The 1,320-nt window shown below is 76.5% G+C and carries 2 protein-coding genes; both read left to right on the forward strand.

The features are described 5' to 3' along the window. The first annotated feature begins 35 nt into the window (after positions 1 to 35). Positions 36 to 575 carry a PH domain-containing protein gene (locus AB0J68_RS32265; RefSeq protein WP_355067174.1) on the forward strand — a complete coding sequence of 180 codons (540 nt, stop codon included), beginning with the start codon at positions 36 to 38 and terminating at the stop codon, positions 573 to 575. A 271-nt stretch (positions 576 to 846) separates the two neighbouring features. After that, positions 847 to 1,320: PH domain-containing protein (locus AB0J68_RS32270; protein ID WP_363942688.1), on the forward strand; the 474-nt coding region annotated here is incomplete at its 3' end.

The raw sequence follows: 1,320 nt of genomic DNA on the forward strand, positions 1-1,320 counted from the left end.
GTCCGCCCCCGTCCGACCTGCCGTCGCCTGGTCTCCTGCCGTCGGGCACGGGTTCGGTGACCCACTCCGGTCCGCAGTCGTCGGGGCGAGGGCCGCTGGAGCCCTGGCCGGACACCGTCCGGTGGCAGCCGATCTCCACCAACCTGATCTGGGTGGAGCTGATCCGGCTCGCGGTCGTGGTGGCCATCGGCCTGGCGGTGACCGCGATCGGCTGGGCGCTGAGCGGCCACTGGCTGTTCGGGCTCGCACTCGCCCTCGTGGTGGTGCTCGGCGCGTGGCGGGCCATAGCCATCGTCCGCGCGGTACGCGCCTGGGGCTACGCCGAGCGCGACGACGACCTGCTGGTGCGGCACGGGCTGCTGGTCCGGCGGTTGTCCATCGTCCCGTACTCCCGCATGCAGTTCGTCGACGTGAGCGCCGGTCCGCTGGAGCGTGCCTTCGACCTGGCCACGGTGCAGCTGCACACGGCGGCGGCCGCCAGTGACGCGCGGGTGCCGGGGCTGCGTCCGGCGGAGGCGTCCCGGCTGCGCGACCGGCTCACCGCGCTGGGCGAGGACCGGGCGGAGGGGCTGTGACCGCCCGCGCGGGTGACCGTCGGCACCGCCGGGAGCCGGCCCGATGAGCGACGGTCCCGCCGAGCCGGACACCCGGCCTCCGCTGCCCGCCGGCAGCGCGCCTCCCGCCGGCGCACCGCCTGCCGCCGGCAGCGCGCCTGCCGCCGGCAGCGCGCCTGCCGCCGGCGCACCGCACCCCGTTGGCCCGCCCACTCCGCCACATCCCGGTCCGCCTGCTCCGCCGTACCCCGCGGGACCGCCTGGGGTGCCGTACCCCGCGGGGCCGTCTGGGGTGCCGCCCGGGGCGGTCTACCCCTGGCCGGCGTCGCCGGGCGGCGGTGACGGTGAGCCGCGGCAGCGGCTGCACCCGCTCAGCCCGCTGCTGCACGGCGCCAAGTCGCTGGTCGTGGTGATCGCGGGCTTGTCCTGGTCGACGCTGTCGCGGGTGGGCTTCGGCTGGTTCGCCGCCATGGTGGTGGTGCTGGCGCTCGGCGCGACCGTGCTGTCGGTGATCAGCTGGTACAACACCGGCTACCACGTGGTGGGCCGCGAACTGCGGGTGCACGAAGGGCTGCTCTGGCGGCGTACCCGGGCCATCCCGCTGGAGCGGTTGCAGGCCGTGGAGGTGGTCCGCCCGCTGCTCGCCCAGCTCACCGGCCTGGCCGAGCTGCGCCTGGAGGTGGTCGGCGGAGGCAAGACCGAGGCGCCGCTGGCGTACCTCGGAGTGGCCGACGCGGCCCGCCTGCGCGAGCGGCTGCTGACGCTC

Source organism: Micromonospora sp. NPDC049580 (assembly GCF_040675595.1).
In the GTDB taxonomy this organism is placed as follows: Bacteria; Actinomycetota; Actinomycetes; order Mycobacteriales; family Micromonosporaceae; genus Micromonospora.